Origin of the sequence: Halopseudomonas xinjiangensis (genome assembly GCF_900104945.1) — a bacterium.
GTDB classification, from domain to species: Bacteria; Pseudomonadota; Gammaproteobacteria; order Pseudomonadales; family Pseudomonadaceae; genus Halopseudomonas; species Halopseudomonas xinjiangensis.
In genome coordinates, this window is sequence record NZ_LT629736.1 from 3,482,080 (window position 1) to 3,499,147 (window position 17,068).

Annotated in this window: 11 protein-coding genes; 10 read left to right on the forward strand and 1 reads right to left on the reverse strand. The window is 60.0% G+C overall.

Annotated elements, in window-relative coordinates; genetic code table 11:
- Positions 1-2: 2 nt before the first annotated feature.
- Positions 3-2,399, reverse strand: a complete 2,397-nt coding sequence (locus BLT85_RS16380; protein ID WP_093397071.1) for a penicillin-binding protein 1A — start codon at positions 2,397-2,399, stop codon at positions 3-5.
- Between the two features lie 184 nt (positions 2,400-2,583).
- Between BLT85_RS16380 and BLT85_RS16385 the strand changes: the two genes are divergently transcribed.
- The 10 genes from BLT85_RS16385 to BLT85_RS16430 all read left to right on the forward strand — a co-directional run bounded on the left by BLT85_RS16385 (position 2,584) and on the right by BLT85_RS16430 (position 16,998).
- A complete protein-coding gene (locus BLT85_RS16385; protein ID WP_093397074.1) occupies positions 2,584-3,648 on the forward strand; it encodes a pilus assembly protein PilM in 1,065 nt (354 codons plus the stop codon).
- Positions 3,648-4,226 (forward strand): PilN domain-containing protein, encoded by a 579-nt coding sequence (locus BLT85_RS16390; protein ID WP_093397077.1) that lies wholly within the window; start codon positions 3,648-3,650, stop codon positions 4,224-4,226. The genes BLT85_RS16385 and BLT85_RS16390 overlap by 1 nt, the downstream gene beginning before the upstream one ends.
- Positions 4,223-4,846 (forward strand): type IV pilus inner membrane component PilO, encoded by a 624-nt coding sequence (locus BLT85_RS16395; protein ID WP_093397080.1) that lies wholly within the window; start codon positions 4,223-4,225, stop codon positions 4,844-4,846. The genes BLT85_RS16390 and BLT85_RS16395 overlap by 4 nt, the downstream gene beginning before the upstream one ends.
- Positions 4,847-4,851: 5 nt before the next feature.
- Positions 4,852-5,373 carry a type 4a pilus biogenesis lipoprotein PilP gene (pilP, locus tag BLT85_RS16400; protein ID WP_093397875.1) on the forward strand — a complete coding sequence of 174 codons (522 nt, stop codon included), beginning with the start codon at positions 4,852-4,854 and terminating at the stop codon, positions 5,371-5,373.
- 56 nt (positions 5,374-5,429) lie between these two features.
- A complete protein-coding gene (gene pilQ, locus BLT85_RS16405; protein ID WP_093397879.1) occupies positions 5,430-7,604 on the forward strand; it encodes a type IV pilus secretin PilQ in 2,175 nt (724 codons plus the stop codon).
- Between the two features lie 5 nt (positions 7,605-7,609).
- The gene (aroK, locus tag BLT85_RS16410; protein WP_093397083.1) at positions 7,610-8,125 is read left to right on the forward strand and encodes a shikimate kinase AroK; all 516 of its coding nucleotides are present in this window, start codon (positions 7,610-7,612) and stop codon (positions 8,123-8,125) included.
- Between the two features lie 80 nt (positions 8,126-8,205).
- Positions 8,206-9,285, forward strand: coding sequence for a 3-dehydroquinate synthase (aroB, locus tag BLT85_RS16415; RefSeq protein ID WP_093397086.1), 1,080 nt, complete (start codon positions 8,206-8,208; stop codon positions 9,283-9,285).
- Entirely contained in the window at positions 9,282-10,811 is a 1,530-nt protein-coding gene (locus tag BLT85_RS16420; RefSeq protein ID WP_093397089.1) for an AAA family ATPase, read from the forward strand. Before aroB ends, BLT85_RS16420 begins: the two co-directional genes overlap by 4 nt.
- Positions 10,812-11,039: 228 nt before the next feature.
- Positions 11,040-15,488: a glutamate synthase large subunit gene (gltB, locus tag BLT85_RS16425; protein WP_093397092.1), complete on the forward strand. Its 4,449-nt coding sequence runs from the start codon at positions 11,040-11,042 to the stop codon at positions 15,486-15,488.
- A gap of 91 nt (positions 15,489-15,579) precedes the next feature.
- Positions 15,580-16,998: an FAD-dependent oxidoreductase gene (locus BLT85_RS16430; protein WP_093397095.1), complete on the forward strand. Its 1,419-nt coding sequence runs from the start codon at positions 15,580-15,582 to the stop codon at positions 16,996-16,998.
- The last annotated feature ends 70 nt before the right edge of the window (positions 16,999-17,068 follow it).

Genomic DNA, 17,068 nt, shown 5'->3' on the forward strand with positions numbered 1-17,068 from the left:
TGTCAGAACAATTCCAGCGGTGTAGCGGCGTCGTCCACGCTGTATCCGTTATCGTCCAGTTCGCTGAACGGCGGTGGCGCATCCTCGTCCTTGAACACTTCGAAATAACCGTCAGTCGAGCCCGGGCGAGTAGAGCGGCCTGTCTCCGGATCGATGCGCACGCTGACCAGCCCCTCAGGCATCGGCTGGCTGTGCTCCGGGCGACCTTCGAGCGCCTGGCCCATGAAGCGCATCCAGATCGGCAGGGCGGTGGTGCCACCAAACTCGCGCCGTCCCAGTGTGGCCGGCTGATCGAAGCCCACCCACACGGTCACTACCAGATCCGCGTTGAAGCCGGAAAACCAGCCGTCCTTCTGATCGTTGGTGGTGCCGGTCTTGCCTGCCAGGTCTTCACGGCCCAGTTCGCGCGCGCGCACGGCGGTACCGCGACTGATGACGTCCTTCATCATGCTGGTCAGCTGGTAGGTGGTGCGCGGATCGACCACGCGTTCGGCGACCGGGACGTCATCCTGGAGCGGTGCCAATGTCTTGTCTCGGTATTCCGCCAGACGTGACTGCATACGTTCGAGGGCCGCTTCTGCCACAGGCGGCTGCGTCAGATGCACAACCTGCCTGAAACGGTCTTCGACGCGGTCGATCACGTAAGGCCGCACCGCGTAGCCGCCGTTGGCGATGACGCTGTAGCCCTGAGCGATTTGCAGCGGTGTGAGTTCCGACGTACCCAGGGAGGCGGAGAGATTGCGCGGCAACTCCTCCCGACGAAAGCCGAAACGCTGAATGTAGTCCAGGGAGCGATCCACGCCCATATCCTGCATCAGCCTGATCGAAACCAGGTTGCGCGAGCGGTACAAAGCTTCGCGAAGGCGAATCGGACCGAGAAAGTCGCCGCCAGAGTTCTGCGGCCGCCACTCGGTATCCTGGAATTCATCGACGTACACCAGGGGCGCGTCATTGACCAGGCTCGCCGGTGTGTAGCCGTTATCGAGCGCTGCGGCATAGAGGAACGGCTTGAAGCTCGACCCTGGTTGCCGACGAGCCTGGGTGACGCGGTTGTACTTGCTCTGCAGGAACGAGAAACCGCCAGTCAGCGCCTTGATGCTGCCATCGCTGGGCTCGAGTGCCACCAGGGCGCTCTGCGCCTGAGGCAATTGCGCCAGGCGGTAGGCTTCGTCACCTGTCGGCGCGACCCGCAGTACGTCGCCCTTGGCCAGAATGTCCCGGGGCGCCTTCGGCACAGGGCCGAGACTGTCGACGCCAAGCTGGGGCCGCGCCCATTTCATCTGTTCCCAGGGAATGGCCGCCTCACTTCCGTCGCGCAGCACGATGATTGCCTGGTCGCTCTCGACCGTCGTGACGATGGCCGGAACCAGGCCGCCGAGGGCCGAATACTGGCGCAGTAATCGCTGGTACTCCTCCGGGGTCGCTTCGGGGTGCCTCGCCTCCGGCCCGCGGTAGCCATGCCGGCGATCGTACTCCATCAGACCCTCGCGCAGCGCGCGGTTGGCGTGCTGCTGCAGTGTGCTGTCGATGGTCGTGTAGACATGATAGCCGTCGGTATAGGCCGCATCTCCGTAGCGATCGATCATTTCCAGCCGGGCCATTTCCGCCACATAGGGCGCTTCCACGTCCAGATCGGCGCCATGGTTGCGGGCGGTGTTGGGGGTCGCCACTGCTTCGTCATAGGCTGCCTGGTCGATATAGCCAAGGCCCAGCATGCGCTGCAGGATCCAGTCGCGGCGAATCTTGGCCCGCTCCGGATTGGCGATCGGGTTGAAGCGAGAGGGCGCTTTGGGCAGGCCAGCGATCATGGCCAGATCAGCCAGTGGCAGTTCCGAAATGGTCTTGCCGTAGTACACCTGTGCTGCTGCCTCGATGCCGTAGGCTCGGTTGCCGAGGTAGATCTTGTTGACGTACAGCTCGAAGATTTCCTGCTTGCTCAGGTTGCGCTCGATCTGCAGTGCCAGAAGGATCTCATTGATCTTGCGGGAAAATACCCGGTCGCTGGTCAGGAAATAGTTCTTCGCGACCTGCATGGTGATGGTGCTTCCGCCGGTCTGGATCTGTCCGGTGCTGATCAGCTCGCCGACCGCCCGCGCCAGGCTGGACGGATCGACACCGTGATGGTTCAGGAAGTTGTCATCCTCCGCAGCCAGAAGTGCCAGTATAAAGTTATTCGGCACCCGGTCGAAATTGATAGGGAAGCGACGCATTTCGCCGAATTCAGCGATTAATTTGTGATCGGTGCTGTATATCCGTAACGGGGTTTGCAGTTGTACGTTACGAAGTGTTTCAACATCCGGTAAAGCAGGGCTAAGATAGAGCGCTACCCCGCTCAGGCCCAGCAACGGAGCGCTTGCCAGAGCCAGCAGCGACCAGAGAATAAATTTGACGAAACGCATGAGGGAGAGGGATTTCCCTGATAATTGAGATGGTTAGCTACAGGCTAAGGTGAGAACGGGTTAACAGTCTGCATTATAAGCGCATTTTTTTCGATTTCGCCATTTGCGCTTGCACAGCGACTGTTATTTAATGTAGGAAAACATAAACCGTCCGTAAGTGTCGGTCGCTGATAGGAAATTGGCTGTGCTAGGGCTCATAAAAAAGAAGTCGAATGCGCTTCTGGGTATCGACATCAGCTCCACGACCGTGAAGCTGCTTGAACTCAGTCGCTCCGGTAACCGCTACAAGGTCGAAGCCTACGCGGTTGAACCTCTCCCTCCGAGCGCGGTGGTAGAGAAGAATATTGTCGAGCTCGAAGGCGTCGGTCAGGCGCTGGAAAAGGTCCTCGCGCGTTCTCGAACCTCACTCAAGCAGGCCGCCGTCGCGGTAGCCGGGTCCGCGGTGATCACCAAGATCATCGAAATGGATGCCGGTCTCGACGATGCCGAGATGGAAGAGCAGATCAAGCTCGAAGCTGATCAGTATATCCCTTACCCGCTCGACGAGGTCGCCATCGACTTCGAACTGCAGGGTCCCTCCGCACGAAATCCGGACCGGGTCGAAGTGCTGCTGGCGGCGTGCCGCCGAGAGAACGTCGATATCCGCGAAGCAGCGCTGGCTCTCGCAGGGCTCGATGTGAAAATCGTCGAGGTCGAGGCCTACGCCATGGAGCGTGCCTGTGAGTTGGTGGTTGGTCAGCTTGACGGTGGTGACCAGGCGCCGACCATCGCGGTCATCGATATCGGTGCGACCATGATGACGCTTAGCGTGCTCAGCAAGGGTCGTATCATCTACACCCGCGAGCAGCTGTTCGGCGGCAAGCAACTCACCGACGAGATTCAGCGCCGTTACGGACTGTCCCAGGAAGAAGCCGGTCTGGCGAAGAAGCAGGGCGGTCTGCCTGATGATTACGAGACCGAGGTGCTGGGTCCGTTCAAGGACGCAGTGGTGCAGCAGGTGTCACGCTCGCTGCAATTTTTCTTCGCCGGCGGCCAGTACAACGATGTCGACTACATCCTCCTTGCAGGCGGCACGGCTTCCATCCCGGGTCTTGACCAGCTGATCCAGCAGAAGCTGGGCACGACGACGCTGGTAGCCAATCCGTTCGCCAACATGACCCTGTCCAACAAGGTGAATGCGGTGGCGCTGAGCAACGATGCTCCGGCGCTGATGATCGCGTGCGGTCTGGCAATGAGGAGTTTCGACTAATGGCTCGCATTAACCTGTTGCCCTGGCGCGAGCAGCTCAGGGAAGAGCGAAAAAAGGAATTTCTGACCGTTCTGGTCCTCATCGTGCTGTTCGCCGGCGCGTTGATTTTCCTTGGTGATCGGGTTCTTAGTGGTCGCATCGACCACCAGAACGCCCGAAACGAATTCCTCCAGAAGGAAATTCAGGTGCTCGAGGCGCGGATCAAGGAAATCGAACAGCTTCAGGCCCGGCGCACCCAGTTGCTCGACCGGATGAAGATCATTGAGGATCTGCAGGGTAACCGGCCAATCATCGTCCGGGTGTTCGACGAAATGGCCAGAAGTCTTCCTGACGGGGTGTATTTCACTTCGGTCGAGATGAAGGGGCCGACCATCAATATCAAGGGTGGTGCGGAATCCAACAGCCGGGTTTCCAACCTGATGCGCCAGATGGACGCCTCGGAATGGTTGACTGCGCCGAATCTGACCGCGGTGCGTGCCGTAACCCAGGGAGCCGTCGATCAGGCCAACGTATTCGAACTGTCGGTACGTCAGACAGAGCCGGGTTCCCGCGCCGCTGAGGGAGAGCAGCAGCAATGAGTTTCGCTCAATCCATGGAAAGCCTGAAGAAGGTCGATCTGAACGACCTGGACTTCAACAATATCGGTGCCTGGCCCGGCGCGCTCAAGGTAATAGTCGCGGCTCTGGTGTTCATCGTTCTGGTGGGTCTCGGTTACCAGTTCCATCTGAAGGATCTCCGTGCCTCGCTCGAGCAGAGCGAAGCAAAGGAAGTGCAACTGCGTGATGAATTCACCCAGAAGTCCTTCCGCGCGGCGAATCTGGATGCATACAAGGAACAGCTTGCCGAAATCGAGGAACGCTTCGGCACCCTGCTCAAGCAGTTGCCAAGCGATACCGAGGTTCCGGGTCTGCTTGAAGACATCACTCAGATGGGCCTGAACAGCGGGCTAGAGTTCGAATCGATCACCTTGCAGCCGGAGGTGGTCCAGCCGTTCTACATCGAGTTGCCGATCAGCATCGTCGTGCAGGGCTCCTATCACGACATCGGCACCTTCGTCAGCAGCGTGGCCGGGCTACCGCGAATCGTAACGCTGCATGACTTCACCATCGCGCCTCTGGAAGACGGAAACTCCGACCTGCTCAAGATGAGCATCGTAGCCAAGACGTATCGCTACAACGAGGAGGGGGCGCAGCAATGATCATCATGAATCGTAAGTTGATCGCCGTAGCGGCGCTGGCCTCCATGCTGGCTGGCTGCGGCAACAGTGATTTCCAGGACCTGCAGGTCTTCATGGACGAAACACGGGCCAGACCCACCGGCAATATCGAGCCTTTGCCGCGGTTCCAGCCCTACGAGGCATTTACTTACAGTGCGACGTCCCTGCGCAGTCCGTTCCAGCCGCCGGTGCGGATCGATCTGACCAAGCGTGAGCGCGGCTCACAGGATATCCGGCCGGACGAGAACCGGACAAGGCAGTTCCTTGAAGGCTTCAACATTGAAGGCTTCGAGATGGTAGGAACGCTTAGTAATCAAGGTGGCATGCAAGCGCTGGTTCGTGGCGCTGGCAGCGTGCATCGAGTCAGGATTGGCGATTATCTGGGCCGCAATCACGGCCGCATCACCGGTATCGAGGAAGGGCGAATCGAAGTGATGGAGATAGTGCCAGACGGGGAAGGTGGTTGGTTGGAGCGCCCGCGTACACTCAGCTTGCCTGAGCGCGGTTAGGACAACCAGGGAGAGATAACATGAACTGTAAACAGTCACGCGTGGAACGCAATCAAATGCCTCTAACCAGGAAGTTTTCGCTCGCCGCGGTCTTGGCCGTGCTTAGCCCGTGGGTGGCCGCCGCCGACCTGCAGAATCTAGATGTGGCATCGCTGCCGGGCGAGAGGGTAGAGCTCAAGCTGACCTTCGACGAGCCCGTTACGGTCCCGAAAGGCTATACCATCGAGCAGCCAGCACGCATTGCGCTGGACCTGCCGGGCGTCAAGAACAAGCTGGGAGAGCGTAGCCGCGAGCTTGGTCTGGGCAACGCTCGCAGCGTCAATATCGTCGAGGCAAACGACCGCACACGTCTGATTGTCAACCTGACGAATCTGGCGCCTTACGCTACGCGTGTGGAAGGGAACAACCTGTTCATCCTGGTTGGGACCGACAGCGCGCCGGGCTACCGGGCCCCGGCCACTGCGAGTACTGCCTCGCCAGCGGCGGCCTCGTCGAACAACTGGAAGCCGGCCGATGAGCCCGCCGTGTCGGCCGCCGCCGCCGGTGGAAAATCCATCCGCAGCCTGGACTTCCAGCGTGGGGAGCAGGGCGAAGGCAACGTGATCATCGACCTGTCCGATCCGTCGATCCGCGTTGACGTGGACGAGCAGGCTGGGCGCGTCCGCCTGAATTTCCCGAATACCAGGCTGCCCGACGAGCTGCGAGTACGCCTGGACGTGAAGGATTTCGCTACGCCGGTCAACTTCATCAATGCCTCCACTTCTGGCGGCGACGCAACGATCAACATTGAACCAAGCGGGTACTACGAGCATCTGGTTTATCAGGCGGAGGATCGCCTGATCGTCAGCTTCAAGCCGTTAAGTCGCGGCGAAGTCGAGCGGCGTCGTGCCGACGAATTCGCTTATACCGGTGAGAAGCTATCGCTGAACTTCCAGAACATCGAAGTGCGCTCGGTGCTGCAGCTGATCGCTGATTTTACCGACCTGAACCTGGTCGCCAGTGATACCGTCGAAGGCAGTATCACGCTGCGCCTGCAGAACGTTCCATGGGATCAGGCACTGGATCTGGTACTCAAAACCAAAGGTCTGGACAAGCGCCAGATCGGTAACGTGCTGCTAGTTGCGCCGGCAGACGAGATCGCCGCGCGTGAGCGTCAGGAGCTGGAGTCCCAGCGCCAGATCGCCGAGCTGGCACCGCTTCGTCGCGAGCTGATTCAGGTCAATTACGCCCGTGCAGGCGACATCGCCAAGCTCTTCGCCTCGGTTACCGCCGGAGCCCAGGGTGAGCAGCGTGGATCCATTACCGTAGACGATCGCACCAACAGCATCATCGCGCTGGAAACTCAGGACAAGCTCGACGAGCTGCGCCGTATCGTCACCCAGCTGGACATTCCGGTTCGTCAGGTGATGATCGAGGCTCGGATCGTCGAAGCTAACGTCGGTTTCGACAAGGCGCTGGGTGTTCGTTGGGGCGGTAACGTAGACCTTGGGTCGCGTTTCAATGCCTTTGGTAAGGACGGAAGAATGGGCGTGACGGAGGATCCGAATCCAACCACGGTCACTCTGCCTGACGGTACTACCCAGGAAGTCTCCCGCACCACCGCCGGCTTTATCGGTATTCCCGAAGTCCCGCTCAATACCCCGTTCGTGGACATGGGCGTGATCGGCGCTACCTCTGGTATCGGCATCGGCTTCATTACCAATAACGCAATCCTCGACCTGCAACTGTCGGCAATGGAAAGCACCGGCAACGGCGAAATCATCTCCCAGCCGAAGGTTGTCACCTCCGACAAGGAAACCGCGAAGATCCTCAAGGGTTCGGAGATTCCGTACCAGGAGGCCAGCTCAAGCGGCGCGACGACGACGGCTTTCGCCGAAGCTGTACTGTCGCTGGAAGTGACCCCGCAGATCACGCCGGATAACCAGGTCATCATGGAAGTCGTCGTCACCAAGGACGAGCCTGACTTCACCAACGATGTGAACGGTGTGCCGACTATTCGCAAGAACGAAGTGAATGCCAAGATCCTGGTCGCTGACGGCGAAACCATCGTGATCGGTGGTGTATTCTCCAGCGAAACCACACAAGCGCAGGAAAAGGTACCCTTCCTGGGTGACCTGCCGGTGGTGGGCCGAGCGTTCCGTCGTGATATCACCTCGGAGAGCAAGACCGAACTACTGGTATTCCTCACGCCGCGTATCATCAATAACGGAGCGATTTCCGTTGCCAGGTAAGCACTTTGCGTAACGTGTTCCTCATAGGTCCGATGGGCGCTGGCAAAAGCACCATCGGACGCCTTCTTGCCAAGGAGCTGAAGTTTCCGTTCAAGGATTCTGATCGGGAGATCGAGGCCAGAACCGGCGCCGATATCCCGTGGATCTTCGACGTCGAAGGAGAGGAGGGTTTTCGCGAGCGTGAATCAGCAATGATTGCCGAGCTGACAGCGGAAGAGGGCATCGTGCTGGCCACCGGTGGTGGTGTGGTGATGCGTCCGGAAAACCGCAAAGCGTTGGCCAATGGTGGTTTGGTCGTCTACCTGCGCACGAGTGTCGAGCAGCAATTGCAACGCACTGCAAAGGATCGCCAACGTCCGCTTCTGCAGACCCCCGATCCGGAAAAAGTACTGCGGGACTTAATGGCCAGGCGTGATCCGCTATATCGGGAAATCGCCGATCTGACCATTGATACCGACCAGCGGGGGCCGAAGGTGGTCGTCAATACCATCGTCGCCCGACTGCGGGATTCGGCGAACTGATTCACTGATGCTCCTGCCGTTCCTCGTTTTCGCAGCGACTGCTCTGATGTATGCTGGCGGGCCAGCAACGGAGGGGTGTCATGCAGCGGTTGACGGTCGAACTCGAAGAGCGCAGTTATCCCATATATATCGGCGAAGGCCTTCTCCAGGATCCTGAGCTTCTTCTCGGGCATATCGCCGGGAAACAAGTCTGCATCGTCACTGACGATACGGTGGCCCCGCTTTATCTTGAACAGGTTCGCGCGCTGCTTTCCGGGCGCGAGGTGCTGTCGGTCGTCCTGCCCACGGGCGAAGCCTACAAGAACTGGGCGACGCTGCAGCAGATTTTCGATGCATTGCTCGGTCATCGCCATGATCGGCGTACCACGCTTGTCGCACTGGGTGGCGGCGTGATCGGTGATATGACCGGGTTCGCTGCGGCCTGCTATCAGCGCGGCGTCGACTTCATCCAGGTTCCGACGACGCTATTGTCCCAGGTCGACTCGTCCGTAGGGGGCAAGACCGGCATCAATCATCCTGCGGGCAAGAACATGATCGGCGCGTTTTACCAGCCCAAAGCAGTGCTGATCGATACGGCTACGCTGCGTACGCTGCCAGCTCGCGAGGTCAGTGCCGGCCTTGCGGAGATCATCAAGTACGGTCTGATCCGTGATCCCGCTTTTCTCGACTGGCTGGAAAGCAACATGGCCAGCCTGCGCAGTCTCGATTCGAGCCCGGTTACCGAAGCCATCGCACGCTCCTGCGCGATCAAGGCGGAGGTAGTTGGGGCGGATGAACGGGAGGGCGGCGTTCGCGCAATACTCAATCTCGGACATACATTCGGACACGCCATCGAGGCGCACCAGGGCTATGGTACCTGGCTGCATGGCGAGGCGGTCGGGGCTGGTATGACGATGGCGCTGGCCATGTCTGAACGGCTCGGCTGGATCGATCACGAGCATTATCGCCGCGCTGTCGCGCTCATTCGCGCAGCCGGGCTACCGGTAGCGCCCCCGCCGGAGATGGGCGTCGATGATTTCCTTCGGCTGATGTCCGTGGACAAGAAAGTCCTGGACGGCCAGCTTCGCCTGGTTCTTTTGCGCTCGCTGGGTGAAGCCGTAATCACCGCCGACTACCCATCCGATGCCTTACACGACACCCTTCGGAAAGACTATCCATGAAAGCAGAGCGGGACCCAGGCATCAACGCCGTCACTGATGAGCAAGCCGTGCTGGAATATTACCAGTTGAGTCATGATCCGTTTGCTCCGCGGACCCCGGGCTTCAAATTCTTCACGCCCCAGCGCAAACCGGTGCTGGCTCAGCTACATCATCTTGCGCGATTCGGCGGTCAGGTGCTGGTCGTCACGGGGCCGCGCGGAAGCGGAAAAACGCTGCTGAGGCAGGCGTTGGTAGCCAGTACCAACAAGGATGCAGCGCAATGTGTCGTCACATCCGGACGTGAAGCCGAATCTCCAGCTGTTCTGGTGGCTACCTTATGCCAGGCGGTGGGTGTGTCAGAGAAGTCGGTCGCGGCGTTGCTCGAGCGCGCCGAGCAGATGCACGACATAGGCATGCAGCTCTACGTTGTCGTGGACGATGCTCACCTGCTTGACGCCGAGTCGCTGCAGCTCCTCGCAGACCTCAGTCAGATTGATGCCAAATTCGCTCCGAAAGTATTCCTCTTCGGTGAGGACGTGCTGGCCGGCACCCTGGTGACGGCCGATATGGCAGACGACCAGCCCTGGTACCACCGCATCTCCCTGCAGGCCTTGAGCCTGGAAGAGACGCGAGAGTATCTGGCTCAGCGGCTCGAGGGCGCCGGACAGTCGATCGAGCTGTTCAGTGATGCGCAGGTAGCCTGGATCCATGAAGAAAGTGAAGGTTGGCCTGGGCGCATCAATGAAGCTGCCAAGCGTGCATTGCAAGATGATCGCGAAGATGTTGCGCCGGTCAGCGCTAGGCGCACGCCGATCATCCCCCGGCGTTCGCTGATTGCCCTGGTACTGGTATCGCTTGGCGTAATCGCTGCCTGGATGATGGGCGATAACGAGCCGGTCGAACCGAGCACGACAGTCCTCGAACTACCGGAGCCCGTACCAGAAGTGGACATGACATCGATGGCTGCCCCATCGTCTCTGCCGCCCAGCGAGCCGGTGGACCCCATGGAGGCTGCTTCGGACATGCCAGAAGACCTGGCATTGTTCGAGCCGCCACAGGACGCCAGTGCTGGCAGTGCCCTGGCGGATGCTCCGTCGTCCGCTTCGCCGCAGACCGGTACAATGCAGCCGTCGGCAGCAGCGGAGCCCGAAGCAGCGGCGGCCGTCGCGCCGGAGCCTGTCGCTGTCGTTGAAGCGCCAGCGCTGCAACCTCAGCCGCCGCAGCAAGCCGATCCCAATCCCTCCGCGGCACCCGCGGCGACTGACGCATCCTCCTGGTACCGTCAGCAGGCTGGCAATCGCTATGTACTGCAGTTGCTCGGATCCCACTCCAGGCAGGCAGCGCTTGAATTCATGTCTGCTCACGACTTGTCGGATCTGCACTTTTTCGAAACGCGCCATGAAGGCAAGCCCTGGTTCGTGGTAACCCAGGGCGCGTATGCAGACCGGCAGCAGGCGCAGGCAGCGGCAAATCAGCTTCCCGGCCCGCTGCGTCAGCTGAAACCCTGGCCGCGGACCATCGCCAGCATCCAGCAATCTCTGCCATAATCAGTTTCGGCCCGCCTCAGGGCGGGTCGCCACTCTTTCTTCGGCGGTAAAAGCTTTCCGATTTACGACATTTGGATATGCTTTTGCGGCACTTTTCGCGCAAAATAAATTGTGGCCCCGCGAGCCGCTGTGTACAATTACTCCCCTTTTGTCCGGCGCCTAGCCAGATCACGCCTTCTGTTGACTGCACTAAGCGCTTGAATCCAATAGCTTTTTGAGAGTGTGCCTATGAAAGCAGGTCTATACCAGCCTGATCAGTTCAAGGATAACTGTGGCTTCGGCTTGATCGCCCATATGGAAGGTCAGCCCAGTCACCACCTGCTGCAAACGGCCATTGAAGCTCTGACCTGCATGACCCATCGCGGCGGCATCAATGCTGACGGCAAGACCGGCGACGGCTGTGGCCTGCTGATTCAGAAGCCCGATCGCTTCTTGCGTGCCATCGCGCAGGACGAACTGTCCGTGACACTTCCGGAACAGTACGCGGTCGGCATGATCTTCATGAGCGCCGACCAGGCCTCTACCGACGCGGCCCGTCAAGCCTTTGCCCAGGCTTTCGAAGAGCAGGGACTGACTTCGCTGGGCTGGCGCCCGGTACCGGTCGACGAAAGTGTACTCGGACCGCTGGCGCTGAGCTGCATGCCGCGCATCGAGCAGGTTTTCGTTTCCGGCGAAGGGCTGGACGAGCAGCAGTTCGGCATCAAGTTGTTCTTCGCGCGTCGCAAGGCCGAAATGGCCATGCAGACGGATGAGAACTTCTATGTCTGCAGTCTTTCGCACAAGGTCATTGCCTATAAAGGTCTGATGATGCCGGCCGACCTGGGCCGCTTCTATCCGGAGCTGAGCGATCAGCGCATGGAGACCGCGATCAGCGTATTCCACCAGCGTTTCTCCACCAACACGCTGCCCAAGTGGCCGCTTGCCCAGCCTTTCCGGTTGCTCGCGCACAATGGTGAGATCAACACCATTACCGCCAACCGCAACTGGGCCAACGCACGGCGCAACAAGTTCACCAATGAACTGCTGCCTGATCTGGAAAGCGTCTCGCCGGTCGTCAACGTCACCGGCTCCGACTCGTCGAGCATGGATAACATGCTCGAGCTGCTCATCAACGGCGGAATGGACCTGTTCCGGGCGATCCGCATGGTGGTTCCGCCTGCATGGCAGAACGTGGAAACCATGGACGCAGATCTGCGTGCCTTCTACGAGTTCAACTCGATGCACATGGAAGCCTGGGATGGTCCCGCAGGCATCGTGTTGACCGAAGGACGCTACGCGGTCTGCCTGCTGGACCGCAACGGTCTGCGTCCGGCGCGCTACGTCGTCACCAAGAACGGCTACATCACCCTGGCGTCGGAGATCGGCGTGTGGGACTACCAACCCGAAGACGTGATCAGCAAGGGTCGTGTCGGCCCTGGCCAGATCCTCGCTGTGGATACCCAGACCGGCGAGGTGCTACACACCAACGATGTCGAAGGTCGCCTGAAGTCGCGCCACCCGTACCGCAAATGGCTGCGCGAGAACGCTCTGCGCATCCAGGCAACTCTGGATGACCGTGACCACGGCTCTGATTTCATGGAGCAGGAGCGTCTCAAGCAGTACATGAAGATGTTCCAGGTCACTTTCGAGGAGCGCGATCAGGTGCTGCGTCCTCTGGCCGAAAACGGCCAGGAAGCGGTCGGCTCGATGGGCGACGATACGCCCATGGCGGTGCTCTCCGGCCGAGTACGCTCGGTATACGATTATTTCCGCCAGCAGTTCGCGCAGGTTACCAACCCGCCGATCGACCCGCTGCGTGAAGCCATCGTCATGTCGCTGGAGACCTGTCTCGGCGCCGAGCGCAACGTGTTCGAGGAAACTGCCGAACACGCCAACCGGGCGATCCTCAGCACGCCGGTCATTTCGCCCGCGAAATGGCGCACCTTGATGACCCTCGACCGTCCCGGCTTTGCCAATCAGGTCATCGATCTGAACGCGCCGGAAGGCATGCCGCTGAACGAAGCAGTGACCGCTATCGCTCTGCAGGCCGAAGCGGCCGTGCGTGAGGGCAAGACCTTGCTGGTTCTCAGCGACCGAGGCATCGAGCAGGGCAAGTTGCCGGTTCATGCTGCGCTGGCTGTCGGCGCGGTGCATCATCACCTCGTCGCTCAGGGGCTGCGTTGTGACTGCAACATCCTGGTCGAAACTGCTACCGCGCGCGATCCGCATCATTACGCAGTATTGATTGGTTTCGGTGCTAGTGCGGTGTATCCGTACCTGGCATACGAAGTGCTGGGCGATCTGATTCGTACCGGTGAAGTCATCGGTGACCTCTACGAAGTCTTCAAGAGCTACCGCAAGGGCATCTCCAAAGGCTTGCTGAAGATCCTGTCGAAGATGGGCATCTCTACAGTGGTTTCCTACCGAGGCGCGCAGTTGTTCGAAGCAGTCGGCCTGGCCGACGAAATTGTCGATATGTGCTTCCGTGGCGTGGCCAGCCGCATTCAGGGTGCCCGTTTCAGCGATCTGCAGGCCGAGCAGAGTCTGCTGGCGCGCGAAGCCTGGAACCCGCGCAAGGCAATCCAGCAGGGCGGCTTGCTCAAGTTCGTCTTCGGCGGCGAGTACCATGCCTACAACCCGGACGTGGTCCGCGCGCTGCAGGACGCGGTTCAGGGCGACAGCTACGACAAGTACCTGGAATACGCCACGCTGGTTAACAGCCGCCCGGTCGCTTCGTTGCGTGACTTGTTGAAAGTCCGTGACGACCAGACTGCCGTCGCGCTGGAGCAGGTGGAGCCGCTCGAGAGTATCTTTAAGCGTTTCGATTCTGCAGGCATCTCGCTCGGCGCGCTCTCTCCGGAGGCGCACGAGGCGATCGCCGAGGCGATGAACCGCCTTGGCGCACGCTCCAACTCGGGTGAAGGTGGCGAGGATCCGGCGCGTTATCGCACCGAGCGTACCTCCAAGATCAAGCAGATCGCCTCCGGCCGCTTTGGCGTCACCCCGGAATACCTGGTCAACGCCGAGGTCCTGCAGATCAAGGTGGCGCAGGGTGCCAAGCCCGGCGAGGGCGGCCAGCTGCCCGGCGGCAAGGTCAACGAGCTGATCGCTCGGCTGCGTTATGCAGTGCCGGGCGTAACCCTGATTTCGCCGCCGCCGCACCATGACATCTACTCGATCGAAGATCTCGCACAGCTGATTTTCGATCTTAAGCAGGTCAACCCGAGCGCGCTGGTGTCGGTCAAGCTGGTTGCCGAGCCGGGCGTAGGGACCATCGCCGCTGGTGTGGCAAAAGCCTACGCCGATCTGATCACCATCTCGGGCTACGATGGCGGCACCGGTGCTTCTCCGCTGACCTCGATCCGCTATGCGGGCTCGCCATGGGAACTCGGTCTGTCCGAGGCACACCAGACTCTGCGCGGCAACGATCTGCGCGGTAAGGTGCGAGTGCAGACGGACGGCGGTCTGAAGACCGGCCTGGATGTGATCAAGGCGGCGATCCTTGGCGCCGAAAGCTTCGGCTTCGGTACCGCGCCGATGATCGCACTGGGCTGTAAATACCTGCGTATCTGCCATCTGAACAACTGCGCTACCGGCGTCGCGACGCAGAACAAGTATTTGCGCGACAACCATTACATCGGCACTGTGCAAATGGTGATGAACTTCTTCACCTACGTGGCGATGGAAACCCGGGAATGGATGGCCAAGCTGGGCGTTACTCGCCTGCAGGACCTGATCGGTCGCACTGACCTGTTGGAAATCCTGCCGGGCAGTACCACCAAACAGCAGAATCTCGATCTGCGTCCGTTGCTATTCAGCGATGCGGTCCCGGCGGACAAGCCGCAGTATTGCGAGCAGCCGCGCAACCGTCCGTTCGACCAGGGGCTAACTGCCGAGAAAATGGTCGAACTGGCGCGTCCCGCCATCGATGGTCTGACCGGTGGCGAGTTCGAAATGAACCTGACCAACTGTGACCGTTCCATCGGCGCCCGTGTCTCGGGGGAGGTCGCCAAGCTGCATGGCAACCAGGGTATGGCGAAGGCACCGATCACCTTCCGCTTCAAGGGCACTGCCGGCCAGAGCTTTGGCGTCTGGAACGCTGGCGGCTTGCAGATGTACCTGGAAGGCGATGCCAACGACTACGTAGGCAAGGGCATGACTGGCGGCAAGCTGGTCATCGTGCCGCCGAAAGGCAGCCCGTTCCGCTCCGAGCAGACGTCGATCATCGGCAATACCTGTCTCTATGGCGCGACCGGCGGCAAGCTGTTTGCTGCGGGTGTTGCTGGCGAGCGTTTCGCCGTGCGCAACTCCGGTTGCCACGCGGTGATCGAGGGCTCCGGTGACCATTGCTGCGAGTACATGACCGGGGGCATGGTCTGCGTACTGGGCGCTACCGGTCACAACTTTGGTGCCGGCATGACCGGTGGTTTCGCCTACGTGCTGGACATGGACAACAGCTTCTTCGACAAGCTCAACCATGAACTGGTCGAGCTGCACCGTATCAGCAGCGAGTCGATGGAGGCTTATCGCAGCCATCTGACACAGGTGCTCACTGAGTACGTGGCCGAGACCGATAGCGCCTGGGGACGTGAAGTGCTGGAGAATCTGGATGACTTCATTCGCCGGTTCTGGCTGGTCAAACCGAAAGCCGCGAGCCTGCGTGCATTGTTGACCACCACGCTGGCGAGCCCGCAGTAAGCCAACATTGGCGCGCCCTGGATGGCGCGCCAGCGATTAGTTCTGGTGCTGACCGGCCCGTGACTGGCTAGCGCCGAGATGAGGTTTAGATATGGCTGACCGATTGAATAACGACTTTCAGTTCGTCGAAGTGGGCCGCAAGGACCCGAAAAAGCGTCCGCTGAAGATGCGAAAGACCCAGTTCGTCGAGATCAACGACCAGTTCAAGCCGGACGAAGCGGCTGATCAGTCGCATCGCTGCCTGGAATGTGGCAACCCCTATTGTGAGTGGAAGTGCCCGGTTCACAACTACATTCCCAACTGGCTCAAGCTGGTGTCCGAGGGCAACATTCTCGAGGCGGCAGAGCTGGCCCACCAGACCAATACGTTGCCGGAAGTCTGTGGACGCGTCTGCCCGCAGGATCGCCTGTGCGAAGGTGCGTGCACCCTCAACGACGGCTTTGGCGCGGTAACCATCGGTTCGGTGGAAAAGTACATCGCCGATACGGCTTTCGCCATGGGTTGGCGCCCGGACATGTCTCAGGTCATACCCACCGACAAGCGCGTGGCTATCATCGGTGCCGGTCCGGCGGGCCTGGGTTGTGCCGATATTCTGGTGCGCGCCGGGGTGAAGCCGGTGGTGTTCGACCGCAACCCTGAAATCGGCGGCCTGCTGACTTTCGGTATTCCGGAATTCAAGCTGGAAAAGTCGGTCATGTCACGTCGCCGCGAAGTCTTCACTGGTATGGGCATCGAATTCCGTCTCAACACGGAGATCGGCAAGGACGTCACCATCGACCAGCTACTGGAAGAATACGATGCCGTATTCATGGGCATGGGTACCTACACCTACATGAAAGGCGGGTTCCCCGGGGAAGATCTGCCAGGCGTCTATGACGCGCTGGATTTCCTGGTGGCGAACGTCAATCGCAACCTCGGGTTCGAGAAGTCTGCAGACGACTTCATCGACATGAAGGGCAAGAAGGTCGTAGTGCTGGGTGGCGGTGATACCGCGATGGACTGCAACCGTACGTCCATCCGCCAGGGCGCGAAATCGGTGAGTTGTGCCTATCGTCGTGACGAGGAGAACATGCCAGGTTCGCGCAAGGAAGTGAAAAACGCGCGTGACGAAGGAGTGAAATTTCTGTTCAACCGTCAGCCGATCGCCATCGTTGGTGAAGACAAGGTAGAAGGCGTGAAGGTAGTGGAAACACGTCTCGGCGAGCCGGATGCGCGTGGTCGTCGCAGCCCTGAACCCATCCCCGGTTCCGAGGAAGTCCTGCCGGCCGATGCCGTTGTCATCGCCTTCGGCTTCCGTCCGAGCCCGGCCGAGTGGTTTGGCGACAAGCAAGTCGAAACCGATAGCCAGGGACGTGTCGTTGCTGGTCAGGCACCTAAGTTCAAGTTCCAGACCAGCAATCCGAAGATCTTTGCCGGCGGCGACATGGTCCGCGGTTCGGACCTGGTGGTCACTGCCGTATGGGAAGGCCGTCAGGCCGCCGAGGGTATTCTGGATTACCTGGAAGTCTGAGCTCTACAGCACAAACAACAAGGGCGCCTGAGGGCGCCCTTGTTGTTTGTGCCTGCGGCGGGCCTGATGT

What these genes read in the sequence shown, in the direction of transcription:
- BLT85_RS16380 (WP_093397071.1), bottom strand. Translation starts at nt 2,399, where the DNA reads ATGCGTTTCGTCAAATTTATTCTCTGGTCGCTGCTGGCTCTGGCAAGC.
- BLT85_RS16390 (WP_093397077.1), top strand. Translation starts at nt 3,648, where the DNA reads ATGGCTCGCATTAACCTGTTGCCCTGGCGCGAGCAGCTCAGGGAAGAG.
- BLT85_RS16395 (WP_093397080.1), top strand. Translation starts at nt 4,223, where the DNA reads ATGAGTTTCGCTCAATCCATGGAAAGCCTGAAGAAGGTCGATCTGAAC.
- pilP (WP_093397875.1), top strand. Translation starts at nt 4,852, where the DNA reads ATGAATCGTAAGTTGATCGCCGTAGCGGCGCTGGCCTCCATGCTGGCT.
- pilQ (WP_093397879.1), top strand. Translation starts at nt 5,430, where the DNA reads ATGCCTCTAACCAGGAAGTTTTCGCTCGCCGCGGTCTTGGCCGTGCTT.
- aroB (WP_093397086.1), top strand. Translation starts at nt 8,206, where the DNA reads ATGCAGCGGTTGACGGTCGAACTCGAAGAGCGCAGTTATCCCATATAT.
- BLT85_RS16420 (WP_093397089.1), top strand. Translation starts at nt 9,282, where the DNA reads ATGAAAGCAGAGCGGGACCCAGGCATCAACGCCGTCACTGATGAGCAA.
- gltB (WP_093397092.1), top strand. Translation starts at nt 11,040, where the DNA reads ATGAAAGCAGGTCTATACCAGCCTGATCAGTTCAAGGATAACTGTGGC.
- BLT85_RS16430 (WP_093397095.1), top strand. Translation starts at nt 15,580, where the DNA reads ATGGCTGACCGATTGAATAACGACTTTCAGTTCGTCGAAGTGGGCCGC.